Origin of the sequence: Clostridium vitabionis (assembly GCF_015351765.1) — a bacterium.
Taxonomy (GTDB): domain Bacteria; phylum Bacillota; class Clostridia; order Lachnospirales; family Lachnospiraceae; genus Clostridium_R; species Clostridium_R vitabionis.
The window spans coordinates 703,075-718,084 of sequence record NZ_JADKQA010000001.1; the positions used below are offsets into that span (position 1 = coordinate 703,075).

Annotated in this window: 15 protein-coding genes; 14 read left to right on the forward strand and 1 reads right to left on the reverse strand. The window is 59.3% G+C overall.

The genetic code is table 11. From position 1 onward, the window contains the following. The first annotated feature begins 3 nt into the window (after window positions 1–3). The 6 genes from acpS (at window position 4) to ISF27_RS02975 (ending at window position 7,100) form a co-directional block, all read left to right on the forward strand. On the forward strand, window positions 4–390 hold the full coding sequence (acpS, locus tag ISF27_RS02950; RefSeq protein ID WP_194608950.1) for a holo-ACP synthase: 387 nt from the start codon (window positions 4–6) through the stop codon (window positions 388–390). Beyond that, window positions 387–1,922: an NAD(P)H-hydrate dehydratase gene (locus ISF27_RS02955; protein WP_194608953.1), complete on the forward strand. Its 1,536-nt coding sequence runs from the start codon at window positions 387–389 to the stop codon at window positions 1,920–1,922. The genes acpS and ISF27_RS02955 overlap by 4 nt, the downstream gene beginning before the upstream one ends. A gap of 17 nt (window positions 1,923–1,939) precedes the next feature. Beyond that, on the forward strand, window positions 1,940–3,322 hold the full coding sequence (locus ISF27_RS02960; protein ID WP_194608955.1) for a hemolysin family protein: 1,383 nt from the start codon (window positions 1,940–1,942) through the stop codon (window positions 3,320–3,322). A gap of 220 nt (window positions 3,323–3,542) precedes the next feature. Beyond that, window positions 3,543–4,277, forward strand: coding sequence for a YebC/PmpR family DNA-binding transcriptional regulator (locus ISF27_RS02965; RefSeq protein WP_194608958.1), 735 nt, complete (start codon window positions 3,543–3,545; stop codon window positions 4,275–4,277). Window positions 4,278–4,749: 472 nt separating this feature from the next. After that, complete coding sequence (gene thrS, locus ISF27_RS02970) at window positions 4,750–6,528, forward strand: threonine--tRNA ligase (RefSeq protein WP_194608960.1); 1,779 nt, start codon at window positions 4,750–4,752, stop codon at window positions 6,526–6,528. An 11-nt stretch (window positions 6,529–6,539) separates the two neighbouring features. Beyond that, on the forward strand, window positions 6,540–7,100 hold the full coding sequence (locus ISF27_RS02975; RefSeq protein WP_194608962.1) for an NUDIX hydrolase: 561 nt from the start codon (window positions 6,540–6,542) through the stop codon (window positions 7,098–7,100). A 131-nt stretch (window positions 7,101–7,231) separates the two neighbouring features. Here ISF27_RS02975 and ISF27_RS02980 read toward each other — a convergent pair whose 3' ends face one another. Continuing rightward, on the reverse strand, window positions 7,232–8,380 hold the full coding sequence (locus ISF27_RS02980) for a DNA/RNA non-specific endonuclease (protein WP_235985996.1): 1,149 nt from the start codon (window positions 8,378–8,380) through the stop codon (window positions 7,232–7,234). A gap of 256 nt (window positions 8,381–8,636) precedes the next feature. On the opposite strand from ISF27_RS02980, the gene ISF27_RS02985 reads away from it, so the two are divergent. The 8 genes from ISF27_RS02985 (at window position 8,637) to ISF27_RS03020 (ending at window position 14,986) form a co-directional block, all read left to right on the forward strand. Next, on the forward strand, window positions 8,637–9,149 hold the full coding sequence (locus tag ISF27_RS02985; RefSeq protein WP_194608964.1) for a MarR family winged helix-turn-helix transcriptional regulator: 513 nt from the start codon (window positions 8,637–8,639) through the stop codon (window positions 9,147–9,149). Window position 9,150: 1 nt separating this feature from the next. Further along, entirely contained in the window at window positions 9,151–10,038 is an 888-nt protein-coding gene (locus ISF27_RS02990; protein WP_194608966.1) for a radical SAM protein, read from the forward strand. A gap of 135 nt (window positions 10,039–10,173) precedes the next feature. Next, on the forward strand, window positions 10,174–10,416 hold the full coding sequence (gene acpP / locus ISF27_RS02995; RefSeq protein ID WP_194608968.1) for an acyl carrier protein: 243 nt from the start codon (window positions 10,174–10,176) through the stop codon (window positions 10,414–10,416). Beyond that, the gene (locus ISF27_RS03000) at window positions 10,416–10,961 is read left to right on the forward strand and encodes an acetyl-CoA carboxylase biotin carboxyl carrier protein (protein ID WP_194608970.1); all 546 of its coding nucleotides are present in this window, start codon (window positions 10,416–10,418) and stop codon (window positions 10,959–10,961) included. Before acpP ends, ISF27_RS03000 begins: the two co-directional genes overlap by 1 nt. A 3-nt stretch (window positions 10,962–10,964) precedes the next feature. Continuing rightward, on the forward strand, window positions 10,965–12,341 hold the full coding sequence (accC, locus tag ISF27_RS03005; RefSeq protein WP_194608972.1) for an acetyl-CoA carboxylase biotin carboxylase subunit: 1,377 nt from the start codon (window positions 10,965–10,967) through the stop codon (window positions 12,339–12,341). A gap of 16 nt (window positions 12,342–12,357) precedes the next feature. After that, a complete protein-coding gene (locus tag ISF27_RS03010; RefSeq protein ID WP_407926039.1) occupies window positions 12,358–13,113 on the forward strand; it encodes an acetyl-CoA carboxylase carboxyltransferase subunit beta in 756 nt (251 codons plus the stop codon). Further along, window positions 13,110–14,048: an acetyl-CoA carboxylase carboxyltransferase subunit alpha gene (locus tag ISF27_RS03015; protein ID WP_194608974.1), complete on the forward strand. Its 939-nt coding sequence runs from the start codon at window positions 13,110–13,112 to the stop codon at window positions 14,046–14,048. Before ISF27_RS03010 ends, ISF27_RS03015 begins: the two co-directional genes overlap by 4 nt. After that, complete coding sequence (locus ISF27_RS03020) at window positions 14,045–14,986, forward strand: beta-ketoacyl-ACP synthase III (RefSeq protein ID WP_194608976.1); 942 nt, start codon at window positions 14,045–14,047, stop codon at window positions 14,984–14,986. Before ISF27_RS03015 ends, ISF27_RS03020 begins: the two co-directional genes overlap by 4 nt. Window positions 14,987–15,010: the final 24 nt, after the last annotated feature.

The following is a 15,010-nucleotide window of genomic DNA, read 5'->3' on the forward strand; positions in this document are numbered from 1 at the left end:
GGAATGAGCAGGATTGTTGGAATCGGGTTGGATGAAGTAGAAATTGAACGGGTGAAGAAAGCCTGCGGAAGCGAACATTTCCGCAGGCGTGTCTTCACGGAGAACGAATGCCGGCAGGCCGGGGACAGGATTTCCGTGCTCGCCGGCAGTTTTGCCGTCAAGGAGGCCGTGGCGAAGGCGCTCGGCACCGGGTTCCGCGGTTTCGGGCCGGGCGACATTGAGGTCTTGCGCGATCCCCTGGGAAAGCCTTACACTGTACTTAAGGGGGGCGCGAAGGAGAGGGCGGATAAGATTGGTGCCGCGAGGATCCACGTCTCCATCACGGACACTGCGGAGATTGCCGCCGCGATCGCGGTGGCGGAACAGCTGGTGGAGGAGGATGAGCCATGAGAAAACTGGTGACCGGGAAGCAGATGAAAGAGATCGACGCTCACGCCATCCGGGAGATCGGAATCCCGTCGCTTGTGCTGATGGAGCGGGCAGCGCTCGCGGCTGTCTCTGAGACAGAGCGGGAGCTCAAGGCCCGCGGGCAGGAGCTTACCCGCGGCAGCCGCGTCGCGGTGATCGCCGGGAGCGGGAACAACGGGGCGGACGGCGCGGCGATGGCGAGAATGTGGCATCTCCGCGGAATGTCCGTCACCCTGGTCGCTGTCGGAAACCCGGATCACCGGACAGAGGAGATGAATGCCCAGCTGAGGATTCTTGGGAAGCTCGGCGTGTTCCCGGTGCCCTGGGAAGATTTTGCCGCCTCGGGAAAATGTGCGGATGACTTTGCCCTTGCCGTCGATGCCCTGTTCGGTGTCGGGCTCTCCCGCGAAGTCGGCGGAGATTACGCGGCGGCGGTAGACTGGCTGAACCGGCGGGAGCGGGCGTTTGTCATCGCGGTGGATATTCCTTCCGGGGTGGATTCCGCGACCGGCGCCATTCTGGGGACGGCTGTCCGGGCGGAGATCACGGTCACCTTCGGTTTGGAAAAACTCGGCACCTTCCTCTTTCCGGGGCGGAGTGCCGCGGGAAAAACGGTGGTCCGGGATATCGGCTTCCCGGATGACGATACTTTCGCCGGCACGCCGTGTTTTGCCATGGGGCCGGAGGATCTTCTTCGGGTTCCGAAGCGGAAACCGGATTCCCACAAGGGAAGCTACGGCAGGATCCTGATTGCCGCGGGTTCCGCGGGGATGTGCGGGGCGGCCTATTTCTCCGCCCTCGCCGCGTACCGCACCGGCGCCGGCCTTGTCAAAATATTGACAGAGAGGGAAAATCTCCCGATTCTCCAGCAGCTCCTCCCGGAAGCCCTGATCTCCGCCTATGATCCGGAGCTCTGTGTCGACGAGCCGGAGGATTTCCGGGACCGGATCGAGAAGGAATGTGCCTGGGCGGATGCGATCGTGCTCGGGCCGGGCCTGGGAAAGGGGCGGCACGTCGAAAAGCTCGCGGAGAGCATTTTCCTGGCCGCCTACGTGCCGATCATCGTGGATGCCGACGGGCTGAACGCGATCGCCGAGTATCCGCACCTCATGGAGTTTTTCACCGAGAATGTGATTGTCACGCCGCATATCGGGGAAATGTCCCGGCTCACCGGCCTCGACCCGGAGGAGATCAAGGCGGATCCCGTCGCTGCCGCCCGGAACCTCAGCGACGAGAAGGGGATCATCTGCGTGCTCAAGGACGCGGTGACCGTGATCGCGCGACATGATGGGAAGACCGTCCTCTCTGACAGCGGGAGCAGCGCGATGGCCAAGGGCGGCTCCGGGGACGTCCTGACCGGTGTCATCGCCGCGCTGACCGCGCTGGGCCTGAGCGAAGATGATGCCGCCTGCCTTGGCGTCTACATTCACGGGAGGGCAGGAAGAATGGCCGGGGAAGCCCGGGGCGAGCACTCGATCCTCGCCCGGGAGATCACGGATTACCTGATGCGCTGAAGATAAGGAGAACTGTTATGACAGACAGGCTGCTGCCGCTGGAGACCGCCATCGTCCTCATTTTCCTTCTGGTGAATGGGATTCTTTATGGCTTCGGCTCCGCGATGCAGAATTTAAACCAGAAGGAGATTGCCGGGAAGGCGGACGAGGGGGATGAGTTTGCCGGGAAAATGCTCGGGATGCTGGAAAATCCGGGCAGGTTTATCGGGACACTCCACGCGGCATCCGGCGCGGTCACCCTGGTGGCCGGCGCGGCTATTTTCCGCGTGGCGCACATCATTTTTCATAGGATCCTGGACGGCGCTTCCGGTGAGATCGCGGTCAGGCTCGTGCTTCTCGTCCTCGGCCTTTTTGTATTCCTGGTGCTGCTCGTCAGCCTCTCCGTTGTCATCCCGCGGAAATGCGCTGCGAATTCGCCGGAGAGCTGGTGCCGTAGGCTCTATGGCCCGGTGCTGGCGCTCATCGCGGTCACGACCCCGCTTCACCGGTGCATTTCCTTCTTTTCCCGGGGGATTCTCAGCATGTTTTCCATTGACCCGGACGCCGATGAGGAGAAGGTCACCGAGGACGACATCCGCCTGATGGTCAGCGAGGGACATGAGCAGGGCCTTCTCAAGGACAGCGAGGCGGAGATGGTGAACAACGTCTTCGAGCTTGACGAGAAGGAAGCCGGCGATATCATGACCCACAGGAAGAATATTGTCGCGCTCGACCAGGAGCTTACGCTCAACGAGGCGGTGGATTTTATCCTGAACCAGTCGAATAAATCCCGCCTGCCGGTCTACCGGCAGAATATCGACAATATCGTCGGCGTCCTGCATATCCGGGATGTGCTCCAATTCAGCGAGGTGCAGAGAAACCGGACAAAGCGGCTCAGGGATATCCCGGGGCTGCTTCGGCAGTCCCACTTCATCCCCGAGACCAGGAAGATCGACAAGCTGTTCCATCAGATGCAGAAGGATAAGATCCACATGGTCATCGTGATCGACGAGTACGGGCAGACGTCCGGACTGATCTCGATGGAGGACGTCCTTGAGGAGATTGTCGGCAATATCGAGGACGAGTATGATGAAGAGGAGAGCCTGATCACGAGGCGGCCGGACGGGAGCTTTGTGATCGACGGGATGGCCTCCCTCGAGGATGTCGCCCAGGCGCTCGATGTCGAATTCGACGAGGAGGATCTCGACAATTTCGAGACGATCAGCGGATTTCTGATCTCCCGGCTCGACAGGATCCCCGAGGATGGGGAGCAGCCGGTGATCGCCGCGCTGGGCTGGGTCTTCCGTGTCCACCTGGTGAAGAACCGGGTGATCCGGAATATGACGGCACTTCCGGCGGAGCGCCGCCAGCACCTGCCGAAGGCGGACGCGGACGGCGAGGGCGCGGAGAAGGGCGCCTGAAGCGGGGATTTGCTGCTGTTCAAACCCCACAGCTCACCAGGCGTGTGCTGAACAGTAACCGGCGGTTAGCGGACAGCTGCGAAAATTTTGCAAGGGTTCTTGTCATTACTGCCGCCTGGTGATACAATTAAGTATTGTGGTAACTGTTCTGACCCGCCGTATGTGCCGGACAGTTATCCATTGTGATGGAAAAGTTATTCTAGTTAAAGGAGCTTCTGTTATGTCTGGACATTCTAAATTCGCGAATATCAAGCACAAGAAGGAGAAAAATGACGCCGCTAAGGGCAAGGTCTTTACGGTCATCGGCCGTGAGATTGCCGTCGCGGTTAAGGAGGGCGGCGCGGATCCTGCAAGCAACAGCAAGCTCCGTGATGTCATTGCCAAGGCAAAGGCGGCAAATATGCCGAACGACACCATTGACCGCGGAATCAAGAAGGCGGCAGGCGATGCCAATTCGGTGAACTATGAGAATCTGACCTACGAAGGCTACGGCCCGAACGGCGTGGCGATCATCGTCGATGCCCTGACGGACAACAAGAACCGCACGGCTGCCAACGTGCGCGCGGCATTTTCCAAGGGCGGCGGCAACGTCGGCACCCCGGGCAGCGTGTCCTTCATGTTCGACAGGAAAGGGCAGATCATCATCGACAAGGAGGAGTGCGACCTCGATCCGGATGACCTGATGATGAAGGCCCTGGACGCCGGCGCTGAGGATTTCTCCGAGAATGAGGATGACTATGAGATCATCACCTCCCCCGATGATTTCTCCTCCGTGCGCGAGGCGCTCGAGAAGGAAGGCATCCCGATGGCGGATGCCGATATCACGATGATCCCGCAGAATTACGTGACGCTTCCGGACGATGAGGCGAAGAAGAAGATCCAGCGGATCCTGGATATCCTGGACGAGGATGACGATGTCCAGGCGACCTACACCAATTGGGACGAGCAGGAATAATTGGCCCATCGGGCAAAGTAAGGCCTCGCGGGATGCAGGTATATGGGCGGTTACAATAAATTTTTCCGGAAAGCCTTTACATTTGGAAAGACCCGCGTTATAATCCGCATGATTTGATAAAGTGAACTCTGTGACGAGAAGAGCGGAATGTGAACATGAAAGAGAAGGACGCCGGCCTTGGCCGTGCTGAGAGCGCCCGCACCGGATCATCCGCAACCACCTCCGAGAGGCTTTCGAAAATCCGGTGACTCCGTTATCGTCGAACGAAGTGGCCGCCTCCGGCGGCAATCAGGGTGGAACCGCGCGAAGATTTGCGTCCCTGGGATCCTACAGTTGTGATCCCGGGGACTTTTTGCGTATCCGGGAAATTTCCGGGAGCTGCCTTGGCATTTCCCACGGCGGCCGGGACATTTTCCAGGGAGAGCGCAGGGAAGTCTCCGGAATCCGAGATCCAGGAAAGGAAGAATCCATTATGGTCAAAGAAGAGTACAAGGACATTTACCGTCACAGCCTCGCCCATATCCTGGCGAAGGCAGTCATCGAGATTTTCGGCAAGGAGAACGTGCAGTACGCGATCGGCCCGCAGATCGAGGACGGCTTCTATTATGATTTTATCCTGCCGAGAACGCTGAATAAGGATGATTTCCCGGCCATCGAGAACAAGATGCATGAGATCCTGAAGCGGAAGGAAAAATGGACCTGCAAGGAAGTCTCCAAGGCGGAGGCGCTGGACATTTTCAAGGATCAGAAATATAAGACCGAGCTCATCGAGGAGCTTCCTGAGGATGAGAAGATCACGGTCTACTATACCGGCGATGACTATGTTGACCTCTGCCGCGGGCCGCACGTGGAGAACTCTGAGGATCTTCTGGGTGCTGCCTTCAAGATCAAGTCTGTCTCCGGCGCTTACTGGAGAGGTGACGAGCATCGGGACATGATGCAGAGAATCTATGTGTACGCCTTCCCGAGCAAGGAGGAGCTGAAGGAGCACATGAAGCTTCTCCAGGAGGCCATGGAACGCGACCACAAGAAGCTGGGGCCGCAGCTCGATCTCTTCATGTTTGACGAGAGCGCTCCGGGCATGCCGTACTGGCTGCCGAGAGGCTGGAAGACCTTCAACGCCCTGCTTGAGTTCTGGAGAGGGATCCACGAGGAGCACGGCTATACCGAGATTGCCGCGCCGGTGATCAACAACCAGAAGCTCTGGGCGACCTCCGGCCACTGGGGGCACTATAAGGAAAATATGTTCATCATCCCGGGCGAGAAGGAGGACGAGAGCGATTACTACGCTGCGAAGCCGATGAACTGTCCGAACGCGATCCTGGTGTACAAGAGATCGCTGCGCTCCTACAAGGAGCTCCCGGTCCGCATCAACCAGGTGGATGTCATTCACCGGAAGGAGAAGTCCGGTGAGCTGAACGGCCTCTTCCGCGTCCAGATGTTCCGCCAGGATGATGCGCACATCCTCTGCACGGAGGAGCAGATCGCTTCCGAGATCGGCGACATCATGGATATCGCCGGCCAGATCTATGGGACCTTCGGGCTGACCTACAAGGCGGAGCTCTCCACAAGGCCTGATGACTACATGGGCGATATCGCGGTGTGGGATAAGGCTGAGGCTGACCTCAAGAAGATCCTGGACGATAAGTACGGCGAGGGCAATTATGAGATCAACGAGGGCGACGGCGCCTTCTACGGCCCGAAGATCGACCTCAAGATGAGGGATGCTCTCGGCCGCGAGTGGCAGATGGGCACCATCCAGCTGGATTTCCAGCTTCCGCTGAACTTTGACTGCAAGTATGTGGCGCAGGACGGTTCGCAGAAGATGCCGGTCATGATTCACCGCGCGATCTTCGGCTCGATGGAGAGATTTATCGGCATCCTGATCGAGAACTTCAAGGGCGCTTTCCCGTTCTGGCTGTCCCCGTACCAGGTCGGCGTTGTCCCGATCCGCACCGAGCACAACGAGTATGCGAAGAAGGTCGTTGACGCGCTCCGCAAGGCCCACATCCGCACCGAGGTGGACTATACCGACCACAACATGAAGGAGAAGATCAAGGCCTACAAGAACTACAAGGATCCCTACATCCTGGTTGTCGGCGATAAGGAAGCGCAGGAAAATACGGTTTCCGTCAACATCCGCGGCAATAACCGCCAGCTGCACGACATCCCGCTGGATACCTTTGTCGCTGTCTGCCGGAAGCTGAATGAGGAGTATACGCTGGAACTCGCTGAGGAGTTCAATGCCTGATCGGGGGCACGATGAAGGAATTAAAGCCCTGGGAAGTCGTCTCCCGGAAGACAGTGATCGACTGCAAGTGGCTCCGCGTCGATGAGGGGATCTACCGCCAGCAGAACGGCGCGCTGATTGAACCGTTCTACAGCGAGTACCGGCCGGATTTCGCCGTAGTCTGCGCGTTTGACCGGGAAATGAACCTGCTCACGGTCAGCCAGTACCGGATGGGCATCGGAAGGGTCCTGCCCGAGATGCCCGCCGGGATGATCGAGGCGGGGGAGGATCCCCTTGCGGCCGCCCGCCGCGAGCTCCGGGAAGAGACCGGCTACGAGGCGGAAGCCTTTCGCCATCTCTTTGATCTCACGATCAATGCCGCCTACTCGGACAATAAGGCGCACTGCTTCCTGGCGGAAGGCCTTCGCAAGGTCACCGGCCAGCAGCTGGATGAGACGGAAAATCTGGATTACCGCTGGATGCCGATCGGCGAGGTGATGGAGAACCTGCACAGCGGCGGGTTCGGCAACGGGTTCAATGCCGCGGCAATCTACCGGTCGCTGGAGATCCTGGGAGATAAAACAAAATCGTGATCAGGCGAGAGCTTCGAAAATGGAGCTTTCGAGAGAAAAACCCGTCCGGGGAAGATCCCGGGCGGGTTTTTCTTTTCGGCAGATACCGGTGAACCATGTGGTCTGGAGGCTTTCTTTTTTTCGTGCTGCGGTCAGGGGTTGCATCTCTTGCAGGGCTTGTATCCGTCCGCGATGATCTTGTCGCGGCTCTCATGGACATCTTTCCGGTTTTTCGGTTTCATGTCCTCCACGGAGCTGCAGGACGGATAGTGGAATTTTTTGGTATTGGTGTTCAGCACATAATCCTGGGCGCTGTCCGCCGCATTTCCCGAAGCGGCGGCCCCTGCGGCAGCGGCGCCTCCGGCGGACACAGCGCCCGCGGCGGCACCCGACGCGGATCCGGAATTTCCACTCCCGGTATTCCCGCCGGAGTTTTTGGAGCTTCCGCTGTCACTTCCGGTAAATTCCGGACCGCTGCTCGACCCGTCCGCGTAGTTGATCGTGATTCCGGGCTGGACGTTGTAGCAGTAGGCACAGAAGGAATAATCCGCACCGCCGTCGCCGGCGGATGCCCCTTCCATGAGAACGCCGGAGGCGACGAGGTTATCGCCGTCGAAGATTGGGGTCACCCGGTAGAGGACGGTATTCCCGGTCCGGCGGATATAATCGGTGGTCTCATTTTCCAGGGGGAGCATGCCCTGGACATTGAGATAGCGGGTGCCGGTGATCAGGTTCTTCGGCTCCGCGTTCAGCCCGCAGAGCTCGTAGGCGATCAGGTGACAGCGGTTATACAGGTAGTTCCCGTCGATCCCGGCATACTTGACGGTGTGCCAGCCGGCAGGTTTCACCATGCCGATGCTTCCCCGCTTCTCCGTGGGCAGCGTGGTCGGGGAGAGAATCCCCATCGCGGTCCCGCAGCGCCCGAGGGAATCCAGCGGGGAGAGGCTTGTCCCAGACCCGAAGGTGAAGTCCGCTTCCGAGAACAGCGGCTTATTGCCGTTGTAGACGGTCTGCGCGGCACCGCTGTAGGCTGGAAAATCCGCTGAGCTGAGGGACTTCGGTGAGGTGGCGGCTGATTGGGCAGTTTCTGCGTAAGTTTCGGCAGCTGTCTCCGGCGCGGTTTCCGTGGAGGCCAAAGCGGAGGCGTCGGAAGAAAGCTCCGCGGAGCCTTGCATGACTTCGGCGGTGCTCTCCAGGGACGGCGGCAGCGACGCGGCTGTGCGGGAAGCCGGTGAGCAGGAGAGAAGCTGACAGGCAGCCGCCAGCGCAAGGCCGAACAATTTCCATTTTCTCTTCATCATGACAGTATTCCTTTTTTGCGTGTTGTGGGTTTGTGGAAATTATACCACAGGAGGCGGTCCGCCGCCATCCTGGCGCGCATAGATGCTCTTTCCCCAGCATGCACTGAACAGTAGCGCGAATCATTCCTCCGAGATGTTAAATTTTGCTTAATTGTGGAATTACTACAAAAAACAGGTTAAAATGAAACTGTTCAGCACATATCGGCACAAGGAGCCGGATTGTGCCAGGAAAATCAAAAGACTTTCGGAGGGCAGCATGAAGACGACAGACGACACGGAAGAACTATTTGAGAAGGTGTATACCGATTTCAAAATGCATTTTTACCGGGCAGTTTTCCACAAATTCAGCAACCGGGAGGCGTCGCTCACCACAGTGGAAACCTTCTGCATGGAAGTGATTTACGCGATGAAGAATCCGACGGTCAACGAGTTCGCGAATTTTATCCAGATTTCGTCGCCCAATGCCGCTTATAAGATCAACAACCTGATCCAGAAGGGCTATCTGACGAAGGTCCAGTCCAGGGAAGACAAGAGAGAGTATTACCTTCAGGTCACCCAGAAATATCTCGACTATTATAATATCAGTACCAGTTATGTCTCGGAGGTTCTGGACCGCGTCCGCCAGGCAATGACGCCGGAGGAGAGGGGATATTTCCACCGTTCTCTCGAGATCATTCTGGAAGAACTGAAGAAGGACGATCTGGATCCCGCAAAGAAAAGCCGTGGTCTCCAAAATGCAGACCAGGTGGGCAAAACGAAAGAGGAGTAAAATGGGAAACCTTATCTACCGTCCGCCCTTTGAGGCGGATTCTCTGCTTGTTGAGGCAACCTGCGGATGCTCCCACAACTGCTGCTCCTTCTGTACGATGTATAAGGATGTCCCCTTCCGCGTTCTGCCGGAAAGCCAGGTGGAAGATCAGCTCCGGCTGGCAGCGGAAATCCGACCCGAGGCAGATCGGGTCTTTCTGGAAAATGGCGATGCTTTCGTTCTTGGCGCAGACCGTCTTTCACAGATCGCGGAAGCCATCCACCGGATCCTCCCGAGGGTCAGCACTATTGCCATGTATGCCTCGGTGCTGAACATCCGGACGAAAAGTGACGAAGAACTCCGTGAACTTCGAAGCTTCGGTATCAACGAGTTGAATATCGGCGTCGAGAGCGGGCTTGATGAGGCTCTCCGGCGGATGAACAAGGGATATACGGCAGAGGAAGCGGAATACGAGCTTTACCGCCTGAGAAATGCGGGCATAGATTACAGTGCGAATCTTATCCTCGGCTTGGCAGGGGCGGGGCTCTGGCGGGAAAATGCGGAAGCCACGGCAGAGCTCATGAATAAGACAAACCCATCCCTGATTTTTACCGGGACAGTCCACACGGAACCCGGCTGTCGGCTCTATGACGAGATAGAGAGTGGCGCTTTCGTGGAGAACACGATCGGCGGCTATCTTGATGAGGAGGAATGTCTCCTTCATCATCTCACACTGGATTACAGCTTTTTCTTTGGGCTGCATCCGTCTAACGTTGTCCGGATGCAGGGATATCTGCAGAGAGATAAAGAAAGGCTTCTCGCAGAGCTCGGTGCATGCCGGAACCGACATTCCGCAGAATTGGACAAAAAGCCTGTCCGAGGGCAGGAGGGAGCCATTCTCGGCGAATAATCAAACAATTTTCTCACGTCAGTCTCTTGCAGCCAGCAGGAGACTGACATTTTTTTCTTGACAAACCCGGATTCGTAACGTAAAATCTGCTAGAACATTTAACTAAATATATTGAACTATATTCGGAGGCCAACAATGGACGAGAAGAAGATTTTTGAAGATGTCAAGGCGATGGTTGTCGACACCCTGCAGTTTGACGGTGATGTCACGATGGATTCCAGCTTCGCGGACGACCTGCAGGCCGACTCCCTGGACGTGGTTGAGCTGACCATGGCGCTTGAGGAGAAGTACGGCATCACGATCCCGGATGAGGAGCTGCCGAATATCAAGACCGTCGGCGATATCGTCCGCTATATCGTGAAAAACGGAGACCGGTGATGGAGCTCACGGAAAAGGCCATCGAGGAGCTGATGGACGCATTTGCAAAGTCCGGCCTGGCCAGGATGAAGGTCAGGGATGGGGAGCAGGAGCTCTCCTTTACCGCGATGGGAAGCAGCGCGGAAGATATTCCGGCAGGATCCCGGATCTCCCCGGCCAAGTCCGGGCGCGCCGAGACGATGACCGCCGGCGAGGGCGCCTTGGCAGGAAGTCTTCCGGCCAGTCATCCGGGCGCCGCGGCGGGAAATCTTCCTGCCGGGAATCCGGATCCCGCGGGGGAGAAAGCGCCCTCCCGCGGGGAAATCTCCGGCACGGTGCTTACGGCCCCTCTTGCCGGGGTGTTCCACCGCGCGGCGAAGGAGGGGGATGCTCCGATCGTGGAGCCGGGGCAGAAGGTGAAAAAAGGACAGACGGTCGCCCTCATGGAAGCCATGAAGATGGTCAGCGAGGTGAAAGCCCCCTGCGATGGCACGATCCTGGAGGTTCTGGCAGAGGACGGGAAGTTCTGCGAATACCGGGAACCGCTGATGCGGTTTGGAGAATAAGGCATGTTTAAGCGTATTATGATTGCCAACCGCGGCGAGATCGCGATGCGGATTATCCGCTGCTGCCATGAGATGGGCATCGAGACCGTCCTCGCCTGCTCGGAGGAGGACAAGGATTCTCTGCCGGCAACATTTTCCGACGAATGTGTCGTCATCGGCCCGGCGAGGGCCGACCTCAGCTACCTGAACGGCCCGTCGATCCTCGAGGCGGCCAAGGCGAGGCACTGCGACGCCATTCATCCCGGCTACGGCCTACTCTCGGAAAATGCGGATTTCGCCGAGATGTGCCGGGATGCCGGGATTCCGTTCATCGGGCCAGCCCCGGAGGTGATCCGCCAGATGGGGGACAAGCAGAGTGCCCGGGCGCTGATGAAGCGCAGCGGGGTTCCGGTGGTTCCGGGATCCGACGGCCTGATCCGGGACGCGGCGGAGGCAGCGAAGATTGCGGCGCGGATCGGTTATCCGGTGCTCATCAAGGCCTCCGCGGGCGGAGGCGGCCGGGGGATGCGGAGAGCCTTTGCCCCGGATGAGGTCGAGAGCGCCTTTGAGGAAGCACGGGCGGAGGCGGCCGCGGCGTTCGGTGATGATTCCCTCTATCTGGAAAAGCTGATCACCGCCCCGCGGCACATCGAATTCCAGATCCTCGGGGACACCAAGGGCCACATGATCCAGCTCGGTGAGCGCGACTGCTCGCTGCAGCGGCGCAACCAGAAGATGATTGAGGAGGCGCCGGCGAGGTGCCTTACCGAGCGCCAGAGAGCCGCGATGGCGAAGGCCGCGGTAAAGGCCGCGAAGACGGTCGGCTATACCAGTGCCGGCACCGTCGAATTTATCCTGGACCGGGATGGCCAGTTCTATTTTATCGAGATGAACACCAGGATCCAGGTGGAACACCCTGTGACCGAGATGACCGTGGGCATCGATATCCTCCGGGAACAGCTCCGGATCGCCGCTGGCCTGGAACTAACCGCTAAGCAGGGGGACATCCGTCCGTCCGGGCACACGATCGAGGTCCGGGTCAATGCGGAGGCGCCGGAGAAGGGGTTTGCGCCGTCGCCGGGAACCATCCGGTTCCTGCATTTTCCAGCAGGGATGGGAGTCCGCGTGGAGAGCGCGATGTTCTCCGGGACAAAGGTCAGCCCGTTCTATGATTCCATGATCGCGAAAATTATCGTACACGCGCCGGGGCGCCTCGAGGCGATCCGCAAGATGCGGGTCTGCCTGGAGGAACTGACGGTCGAGGGCGTGGAGACCAACATCGATTTTCTGTATCTCATCCTGCACCATCCGGATTATCTCCTGGGAAATGTCGACACCGCGTTTCTTGAGCGTGATATGGAGCAGCTCCTCAAGTGGGATAAGGACAGCAGGAGAAAGTAGGCGGGGGTGAAAAGTCTTGCTGAATGTATTCGCCAATAAGAGAAAACGCATGGATTCGCTCCGCCGGGTGAGGGAGCGGGAGGCCAGGCGACCCGCGATGGGGAAGCGCCTCCGCGCCGTGATGGACGGCGGGGGCTATGAGGAACTCTTTGCGGAGGTCGCGTCGGAGGATCCGCTGAATTTCCCGGGCTACCGGGAGAAGCTCTCCGAGGTCGCCCGCCGCACCGGGCACCGGGACGCCCTGATCGCGGCGAAGGGCACGATCGGGGGATTTCCGGTGATCGCCTGCGAGCTCAGCCGCGAATTTTTCATGGGCAGCATGGGCACCGCGGTCGGGGAGAAGGTTGCCCTTGCCGCAGAGGAGGCGGAAAGGCAGGGGCTTCCGCTCATCATTTTCTCGGCAAGCGGCGGCGCACGGATGCAGGAAGGCATGTTCAGCCTCCTGCAGATGGCAAAAACAAGCGCGGCTGTGGAACATTACAAGCAGCGCGGAGGCCTCTATATCTCGATCCTGACGCATCCGACCACCGGCGGCGTGAGCGCGAGCTTCGCGAGCCTCGGTGATATTGTCCTCGCTGAGCCCGGCGCCCTGATCGGATTTGCCGGCCCCAGGGTCATCGAGCAGACCATCCACGAAAAGCTCCCCGCCGGCTTCCAGCGGTCGGAATTCCAGCTGGAGCATGGCTTTGTGGACAGGATAGTCGCCCCGGCGGAAATGCGGAAAACGCTGATCCAGATTCTCCGGATCCACGGGAGAAAGGCGGGAAAATGAGTCTTCAGCACTACATCACAGCCAGATTTCACGGAGAGAAACGGGGAGAAATCTCCGCCTACGACCGGCTTCTGATCGCGCGGGCGGTGAACCGCCCGCGGATCCGGGAATTTATCGGTGCGCTCTTTGACGATTTCCTGGAGCTTTCCGGTGACCGCCTGGGCGGCGACGACAAGGCTATCCTCGGGGGGATCGGTTTCTTCGGTTCTCTTCCTGTTACGGTGATCGGCCATCACAAGGAGAGGGACGCGGAGGAAAATGTCGCGGCGAATTTCGGCATGGCGGGTCCCGAGGGCTACCGGAAGGCGCTGCGCCTGATGAAGGAGGCGGAGAAGTTCCACCGGCCGGTGATCACCCTGGTCGATACGCCGGGAGCCTATCCCGGGAAAGAGGCGGAGGAAAACGGGATCAGCGCCGCGATCGCGGAGAATCTTGCCCAGATGAGCCATCTCCATACACCGGTGGTTACCCTCATTACCGGCGAGGGGAACAGCGGGGGCGCACTCGGCATCGCGGTCGCGGACCGTGTGCTGATGCTGGAAAATGCCGTCTACTCGATCCTCTCGCCGGAGGGATTTTCCAGTATTCTCTGGAAGGACGGCACCATGGTCCGGGAGGCCTGCGAGGTCATGGGCATGACGGCCGAAGCTCTCCTTACGGACGGCCTGGTCGACCGGATTATCCCCGAGCCGGCGGGCGGCATCCAGAATGACCCGGATGCCGGATTTGCACGGATCCGGGAGATTCTCGGGGAGGAACTCCCCCGCCTCATGGCGCTTCCGGAGGAGGAGCTGCTTGGACGCCGGTATGAAAAGTTCCGCTCTGTGGGAAGACCAGGCGGTATCGGCGCTTCCGCAGGCCGAAAAGACAGGATAATTTCCCGCCGGGAGGACGCTCCGGAAGGCGGGGGAGAGAAAGAGGAGAAGACAGGATGACAGAGCAGCTGAGACTTCTCGGGATGGGGATGGCCGTGCCGGACAAGGTCATGGCCAACGAAGATTTTGAAAAAATCGTGGACACCTCGGACGCCTGGATCCGGGAGCGGACGGGAATCCGGGAGCGGCGCTTCATCGGGGAGGGGAGCCTCACGGAACTCGCCGCGGAGGCCTCGCGGAAGGCAATCGCGCGCGCCGGGATCGCTCCGGAGGAGATCGGGCTCGTCATCTGCGCGACGGCAACCCCGGAGAGGGCTGTCCCAGCCACCGCCTGCATGCTTCAGAAGAAGCTGCGTATCCCGGCAGGGACACCGGCATTCGACATCAACGCCGCCTGCACCGGCTTTATCTACGCGATGGCGGCTGCCCAGGCCATGCTCCCGGCCATCAGAGGAAAATACGCGCTTCTTATCGGCGCGGAGGAGGTCTCGAAGATTCTCGACATGGCTGACCGGGGAACCTGTGTGCTCTTCGGCGACGGCGCCGGCGCGGCGGTTGCCGGGGTGACCGGAAAACCCGGAACCCGCGTCAGGATTTTCGCGGACGGGGACGAGGAAGCGCTCTCCTGCGGCGGATACGGGGGAGAGGACCGGCATCTGAGGATGGACGGGAGGAAGGTCTTCCGCTTTGCCGTATCCCGGCTGGAGGGAGAGATCCGCGCCCTGGAGGAGGAGACCGGGATTCCGGTCTCCGGCATTGATTATGTCATCTGCCACCAGGCCAATGCCCGGATTCTGGATCATGTCCGCCGGAAATTCGGCCTGCCGGAGGAGAAGCTCTATGTCAATCTCGACCGGTATGGCAATACCAGCGCGGCGTCCATCCCGATCGCGCTCGCCGAGATGGCGGAGCGGAGGATGCTGGCGCCGGGAAAGCGCGCCTTTGCTGTCGGCTTCGGCGCGGGACTGACCTGGGGAAGCTGTTATCTTGAGTTCTGACCGCGGAAGCGGGGCAAGGAGAGA

Coding starts and splice junctions, on each gene's coding strand:
- acpS (WP_194608950.1), top strand. CDS start 4: ATGAGCAGGATTGTTGGAATCGGGTTGGATGAAGTAGAAATTGAACGG.
- ISF27_RS02955 (WP_194608953.1), top strand. CDS start 387: ATGAGAAAACTGGTGACCGGGAAGCAGATGAAAGAGATCGACGCTCAC.
- ISF27_RS02960 (WP_194608955.1), top strand. CDS start 1,940: ATGACAGACAGGCTGCTGCCGCTGGAGACCGCCATCGTCCTCATTTTC.
- ISF27_RS02965 (WP_194608958.1), top strand. CDS start 3,543: ATGTCTGGACATTCTAAATTCGCGAATATCAAGCACAAGAAGGAGAAA.
- thrS (WP_194608960.1), top strand. CDS start 4,750: ATGGTCAAAGAAGAGTACAAGGACATTTACCGTCACAGCCTCGCCCAT.
- ISF27_RS02975 (WP_194608962.1), top strand. CDS start 6,540: ATGAAGGAATTAAAGCCCTGGGAAGTCGTCTCCCGGAAGACAGTGATC.
- ISF27_RS02980 (WP_235985996.1), bottom strand. CDS start 8,380: ATGATGAAGAGAAAATGGAAATTGTTCGGCCTTGCGCTGGCGGCTGCC.
- ISF27_RS02985 (WP_194608964.1), top strand. CDS start 8,637: ATGAAGACGACAGACGACACGGAAGAACTATTTGAGAAGGTGTATACC.
- ISF27_RS02990 (WP_194608966.1), top strand. CDS start 9,151: ATGGGAAACCTTATCTACCGTCCGCCCTTTGAGGCGGATTCTCTGCTT.
- acpP (WP_194608968.1), top strand. CDS start 10,174: ATGGACGAGAAGAAGATTTTTGAAGATGTCAAGGCGATGGTTGTCGAC.
- ISF27_RS03000 (WP_194608970.1), top strand. CDS start 10,416: ATGGAGCTCACGGAAAAGGCCATCGAGGAGCTGATGGACGCATTTGCA.
- accC (WP_194608972.1), top strand. CDS start 10,965: ATGTTTAAGCGTATTATGATTGCCAACCGCGGCGAGATCGCGATGCGG.
- ISF27_RS03015 (WP_194608974.1), top strand. CDS start 13,110: ATGAGTCTTCAGCACTACATCACAGCCAGATTTCACGGAGAGAAACGG.
- ISF27_RS03020 (WP_194608976.1), top strand. CDS start 14,045: ATGACAGAGCAGCTGAGACTTCTCGGGATGGGGATGGCCGTGCCGGAC.